Source organism: Streptomyces sp. NPDC060027, from assembly GCF_042737005.1.
Classification (GTDB): domain Bacteria; phylum Actinomycetota; class Actinomycetes; order Streptomycetales; family Streptomycetaceae; genus Streptomyces.
In genome coordinates, this window is sequence record NZ_JBHWVI010000090.1 from 24,717 (window position 1) to 31,400 (window position 6,684).

The 6,684-nt window shown below is 70.3% G+C and carries 4 protein-coding genes and 1 tRNA gene; all 5 read left to right on the plus strand.

Annotated elements, in window-relative coordinates; all coding sequences use genetic code 11:
• The first annotated feature begins 60 nt into the window (after positions 1-60).
• Positions 61-1,311, plus strand: a complete 1,251-nt coding sequence (locus ACFWBT_RS22465) for a serine hydrolase domain-containing protein (RefSeq protein ID WP_385703044.1) — start codon at positions 61-63, stop codon at positions 1,309-1,311.
• A 191-nt stretch (positions 1,312-1,502) separates the two neighbouring features.
• Entirely contained in the window at positions 1,503-2,012 is a 510-nt protein-coding gene (locus tag ACFWBT_RS22470) for a hypothetical protein (RefSeq protein ID WP_385703046.1), read from the plus strand.
• 508 nt (positions 2,013-2,520) lie between these two features.
• Positions 2,521-4,530 carry a DEAD/DEAH box helicase gene (locus tag ACFWBT_RS22475; RefSeq protein WP_385703049.1) on the plus strand — a complete coding sequence of 670 codons (2,010 nt, stop codon included), beginning with the start codon at positions 2,521-2,523 and terminating at the stop codon, positions 4,528-4,530.
• A gap of 353 nt (positions 4,531-4,883) precedes the next feature.
• Entirely contained in the window at positions 4,884-6,419 is a 1,536-nt protein-coding gene (locus tag ACFWBT_RS22480; protein ID WP_385703051.1) for an amino acid permease, read from the plus strand.
• Between the two features lie 120 nt (positions 6,420-6,539).
• Positions 6,540-6,612, plus strand: a tRNA-Lys gene (locus tag ACFWBT_RS22485).
• Positions 6,613-6,684 lie beyond the last annotated feature (72 nt).

Consider the following 6,684-nt stretch of genomic DNA (forward strand, 5'->3'; position numbering starts at 1 on the left):
TCATACCAGTTCCGGAGTGTTCTGGCCAATTGGCGCGAATCGTCCGTACATAGTGCGGGCATGACCCGCACCCCCTCCTCGACGCGTTCCCGCACGCGTTCGGGCGTCTGCAAAGCCCTCCTCTGTGCCGCCCTCCTCGCTGTCACGGTCCAGACCACCGCCACCGCACCGGCGTTCGCCGGGGGGCCCGGAAGTCGCGACGCACGCGACTGCGTGAGGACCGAGAGACCACTCGACGGCCAGGCCCGCAAGGTCCTGGACATCACCCGCAAGGCCAAGGCCGAGTTCCATCTGAACTCCGTGGAGCTGAAGGTCACCAAGGACGGCGACGAGATCCTCACCGACGCGCTCGGCGAGTCCATGACCGGTGTCCCGGCCCAGCCGGACATGCACTTCCGTGCCGGTTCCGTGGCCTTCTCCTACGTCGGCACGGCCCTCCTCCAGCTGGTCGCGGAGGGCAGGGTGCGCCTCGACGACACGGTGGAGCGCTGGCTGCCCGGCGTGCCCAAGGCGAACAAGATCACGCTGCGGATGCTGGCCACCAACACCACCGGCCTGCACGACTACGTCACCGACCCGGCCTTCCTGGCCGAGCTGGAGGCCCACCCGTTCCGCCAGTGGACTCCGCAGCAGCTGCTCGCCTACCCGTACAGCCACCCGTTCTGGTACGAGCCGGGCACCAACTGGAGCTACTCCCACGCCAACTACGTGCTGCTGATCGAGGCGCTGGAGAAGATCACCGGCACCCGGATCGACAGGTTCCTGAAGGAGCGGGTCACGGGTCCGCTGGGTCTCGGCAACACGCGGAACAACTTCACGCCGGACATCCCCCGGCCGGTCCTGCACGCCTTCACGGCCGATCGCGGCCTGTACGAGGAGTCGACCTTCTGGAACCCGTCGTGGACCACCGCGCCCGGCGCTGTCATCACCACCCACATCTGTGACCTGGCCCGTTCGGCCGAGGGCATCGGCAGCGGCGAGCTCCTCTCGCACCGCTCGTACCGCACCCTGCTCAACCCGGGGACGGTCGGTCTCGGCCACGCGACCGCCACCTGTCCCGCCACGATCTGCCTGGAGCAGACCGAGGCCAAGCACTTCGGGCTCGGCGTCATCGTGGTCAACGGATGGGTCCTGCAGAACCCGTCGTTCTCGGGCTACGCGGCGATCCAGGCGTATCTCCCGTCGGACCGGCTCGCCATCGCGGTCAACGCCACCAAGACCAAGGACACACCCGACGGCAACATGGCCGAAGTGGTCGCCCAGCGCATCGCGGCCGCGCTCGCCCCGGAGACTCCGCTGGCGATCGACTGACCCGCGGACGTCCCGCGTGACGTCTCGTCACCCATGAGGGGTGCGTTCCCCGCAAGCCCCCGGGCCCGGTTGGGCCCGGGGGCCGCGTGTCCTCCTGCGGGCGGCGGGAGTTGAACGGGGAGAACTCCCGTTCCTCCCCACGCTCTCGGCTCCTGTCGAGCGGGGGACGCCCCGTTCGGAGGTGGCCGCCCGTGCGCGCCTTGTACGTATCCGTCCGTCTGGCCGCCGCGGTCGTCGCCGTAGCCGCTGCCGCCGGCTGCATGAGCGTCGGCGACGACGGGGAGCGGCCGGGGCCCTCGCACTCGGCGGGTCAGCGGGCCGGCGAGGCGCCCGGCGGCGGGACCGCGGTGGGCGGCGGCGGCGTCGGGTCGCACGGCGCGAAGGGCGGCAAGGGCCGCAAGTCCTCGGCGAAACCGGGGGAGTCCGCGTCCGGCGACGCGTCTCCGTCGGCGTCGGGGTCCGAGGGGGCGAAGCCGTCCGCGAAGGCGACGGAGAAGGGCGGCGGGCCGTCCACGGACTCCGCGCCGCCCGGCGAGCCGAGTCCCACGCGTACGACGGCGGAGCCCACGCCCGAACCCCCGCCCGCCTCCTCGCCGCCGCCGCCCGATCCCGGCTCGGCGGAGCCGTCGTCGTCGGCGCACGAGCAGGCGACGCAGCTGGTGCAGCGGGAGCCGGCACCCGAGGCGGGCGCACCGGTGTAGCGGGCGCGGAGGGGTCGGGACGGGGGCGGGGCCGGCTGTGGGACCCGGATCGGAGCCGGAACCAGGCGACAGAGGAGCCGACAGAGGAGGGGGGCCGGGGTGCGCCCGGTGTCGGTCACGAAGGACGGTCCGCGGCCGTCGGCGCGGGTCGGCGCGGACGGCGGGCGGTCGGCGTCGGCCGTCGTGAGTGTGGCGGGGTTCACGGCCTTTGGGGGGCCTGAATGTGGCCGGTTCAACAGCGCGGTCGGCCGGGCCGGGGTAGCTTTGTAGGAGTGAGCAGGTGGCGAGGAAATCACCGTGACCTGCTCGTACGGTGCTCGGTTTGCCTTCAGGGGGGCCGGGTGCGTATGGTAGTAGATCGTTTGATCCCATTTGCCCGGCGCCGCCGCAGAGAGCGCCGCGTGGCGCGTACTCTCCCTTGCCGTGGCCGGACCGCATAGAGGCGGTCGTTTGCGACTTCACGGAGTTTGGGCGCGTGCCGAAGAACTCCGGAAGGTTCGCATTTCGCATGTCTGTTTCCAGTACTGATCACGTCGTCGTGCCCGAGAACAACGAGAACAACGACGCGGTCGAGACCGTCGAGACCGTCGAGGTCATCGAGACCGTCGAGACCGTCGAGTCCGCCCCCGAGCTCACGTTCGAGGACCTCGGTCTCCCCGAGGGTGTCGTCCGCAAGCTCGCGCAGAACGGCGTGACCAGCCCCTTCCCGATCCAGGCCGCGACCATCCCGGACGCCCTGGCCGGCAAGGACATCCTCGGCCGTGGCCGCACCGGCTCCGGCAAGACCCTCTCCTTCGGTCTGCCGACCCTGACGCAGCTCGCCGGCGGCCACACCGAGAAGAAGAAGCCGCGCGCCGTCATCCTCACGCCGACCCGTGAGCTGGCCATGCAGGTCGCCGACGCGCTGCAGCCCTACGGCGACGTCCTCGGCCTCAAGATGAAGGTCGTCTGCGGCGGTACGTCGATGGGCAACCAGATCTACGCCCTGGAGCGCGGCGTCGACGTCCTCGTCGCCACCCCGGGCCGCCTGCGCGACATCATCAACCGCGGCGCCTGCTCGCTGGAGAACACCCAGATCGCCGTCCTCGACGAGGCCGACCAGATGTCGGACCTGGGCTTCCTGCCCGAGGTCACCGAGCTGCTCGACCAGATCCCGGCCGGCGGCCAGCGCATGCTGTTCTCCGCCACGATGGAGAACGAGATCTCCACGCTGGTCAAGCGCTACCTGACGAACCCGGTGACGCACGAGGTCGACAGCGCCCAGGGCAACGTCACGACGATGTCGCACCACATCCTCATCGTGAAGCCCAAGGACAAGGCGCCGGTCACCGCCGCGATCGCCTCCCGCAAGGGCCGCACGATCATCTTCGTCCGCACCCAGCTGGGCGCCGACCGCATCGCCGAGCAGCTGCGCGACGCCGGTGTGAAGGCCGACGCGCTGCACGGCGGCATGACGCAGGGCGCCCGTACGCGGACGCTGGCCGACTTCAAGGACGGTTACGTCAACGCGCTCGTCGCGACCGACGTCGCCGCCCGCGGTATCCACGTCGACGGCATCGACCTGGTCCTGAACGTGGACCCGGCCGGCGACCACAAGGACTACCTGCACCGCTCCGGCCGTACCGCTCGCGCCGGCCGCTCCGGCACCGTCGTGTCGCTGTCGCTGCCGCACCAGCGCCGCCAGATCTTCCGGCTGATGGAGGACGCGGGCGTCGACGCCGCGCGTCACATCATCAACTCGGGCACGGCCTTCGAGCCCGACGTCGCCGAGATCACCGGCGCCCGTTCGATGACCGAGGTCCAGGCCCAGTCCGCGGGCGACGCCGCCCAGCAGGCCGAGCGTGAGGTCACGCAGCTCACCAAGGAGCTGGAGCGCGCGCAGCGTCGTGCCGCCGAGCTCCGCGGGGAGGCCGACCGTCTGGTCGCCCGTGCCGCGCGTGAGCGGGGCGAGGACCCGGAGGTGGCCGTCGCCGCTGCCGCCGAGGCCGTTGCCGAGCAGGTCGTCGTCGAGACCGCTGCCGCCGAGGCCGTTGTCGCCGAGCAGGCCGAGCGTCCCGCGTACGAGCCGCGTCAGCGCCGCGACGAGCGGGGCAACTACGAGCGCCGTGACAACGACCGTGGCGGCTTCCGCCGTGACGACAACCGTGGTGGCGGCTTCAACCGCGACAACGACCGCGGCGGCCGTTCTTTCGAGCGTCGTGACGACAATCGTGGTGGCGGCTTCAACCGCGATGACCGTGGCGGCCGTTCTTTCGAGCGTCGTGACGACAACCGCGGCGGTGGCTTCAACCGCGACAACCGTGGCGCTGGCTTCAACCGCGACGACCGTGGCGGCCACCGGGGCAGCGACCGTCCCTTCAACCGTGACCGTCAGGGCGACCGTCCCACGGGCGGCAGCTTCCGCTCCGGCCACGACCGCCCGACCGGCCGTCGCGACGACCACCGCACGACCGGCACCGGCACCGGCACGGGTTCGTTCCGTCGTGACGAGAAGCCCCGCTGGAAGCGCAACGGCTGACCGTCGCTGATCTAGCCAAGTGATGTGGCCCCCACCCGAGTTCGGGTGGGGGCCACTTCGCTGTCCGCGCGGGAAGGCGTGGAAGACGCTCTCGGCTCGGCTGTCGACTCACTGTCTGATCAGCCGACTTGTGCGTGAGATGCGACGGCTGGGGGCCAGGTCGACGCCTGGGACGGCAGACGCCTCTCCGCACCGTTCCGGGAGAGGTTCCCTTGACGCCCGTACGGGGACGGGCTCGTTCGGCTCGCGGGTGAAGATCACGGGCGGCCGGCAGAGCTGCAAGGGCCTTTTCTGGCCAACTTGCTCTCCCCCGGAGCGCATGTCATGCCCCCGACGAGGGAATCGCTGGGGGCATGACAGATGACGCCAGAGTGAGTGGGCTGTCGGACGAAGAGCGGCTTGCCCAGCTCGGCTACACACAGGTTCTCGCCCGCCGCATGTCGGCGTTCTCCAACTACGCGGTCTCCTTCACGATCATCTCGGTCCTGTCGGGCTGCCTGACGCTCTATCTGTTCGGCATGAACACCGGCGGTCCCGCCGTGATCACCTGGGGCTGGGTCGCGGTCGGACTGATGACGCTGTTCGTCGGGCTCGCGATGGCCGAGATCTGTTCGGCCTACCCGACGTCCGCCGGGCTGTACTTCTGGGCGCACCGGCTCGCTCCGGAGCGCAGCGCGGCCGCCTGGGCGTGGTTCACGGGGTGGTTCAACGTCCTCGGCCAGGTCGCCGTGACCGCGGGCATCGACTTCGGCGCCGCGTCCTTCCTCGGCGCCTATCTGAACCTCCAGTTCGACTTCGAGGTGACACCGGGCCGCACGGTCCTGCTGTTCGCCGGAATCCTGATCCTGCACGGCCTCCTGAACACCTTCGGCGTGGGGATCGTCGCCCTCCTCAACAGCATCAGCGTCTGGTGGCACGTCATCGGCGTCGCCGTCATCGTCGGCGCGCTGACCTTCGTCCCGGACCACCACCAGTCGGCCGGCTTCGTGTTCACGAAGTTCGTGAACAACACGGGCTGGGGCAGCGGGGTCTACGTCGTCCTCATCGGACTCCTCATGGCCCAGTACACGTTCACCGGGTACGACGCCTCCGCCCATATGACGGAGGAGACCCACGACGCCTCCACGGCCGGCCCGAAGGGCATCGTGCGGTCCATCTGGACCTCGTGGATCGCCGGATTCGTCCTTCTCCTCGGCTTCACCTTCGCCATCCAGTCGTACGACAAGGAGTTGGGCTCGGCGACCGGCGCGCCCCCGGCGCAGATCCTGCTGGACGCGCTCGGCGCCACGTCCGGGAAACTCCTGCTGCTGGTCGTGATCGGCGCGCAGCTGTTCTGCGGCATGGCGTCGGTGACGGCCAACAGCCGCATGATCTACGCCTTCTCGCGCGACGGCGCACTGCCGTTCTCACGGGTGTGGCACACGGTGAACCCGCGTACGCGGACCCCCGTGGCGGCCGTCTGGCTGGCCGCGCTGGGCGCCCTCGTGCTCGGCCTGCCGTACCTCATCAACTACGCGGCCTACGCCGCCGTGACGTCGATCGCGGTGATCGGCCTCTACGTCGCGTACGTCATCCCGACGCTGCTGCGGGTGCGCAAGGGGGACGCCTTCGAGCGCGGGCCCTGGCATCTGGGCCGCTGGTCCCGCCCCGTGGGGGTCGTCGCGGTCGTCTGGGTGGCCGTCATCACGATCCTGTTCATGCTGCCCCAGGTCTCCCCCGTCACCTGGGAGACGTTCAACTACGCCCCGATCGCCGTCCTCGTCGTCCTCGGCTTCGCCGCGGCCTGGTGGACGGCCTCGGCCCGGCACTGGTTCCTCAACCCCGACCACCAGCGCACGATCGCCCGTGAGGCCGCCCGCAAGGGTGCGCCCGAACCGGTCGATCCCTGACCTTGCGTACTTTTGGCGTGGCCGGGTCCCGATACCCGATCGGAGTCCCGGCCACGTCCCGCTATGCTCGGGGATGCATCGGCGCGGGTCGGTGCGCCGTATCGGCGTCGTCCGGTGCGGGGACCCTTAGCTCAATTGGCAGAGCAGTGGACTTTTAATCCATTGGTTGTGGGTTCGAGTCCCACAGGGTCTACGACTGCGGGGGAGGGGAGAACCCCCTCTGACCTGCCGGGCAGCGTCCGGGTCGGCTTCGGCCCGCCCGGGC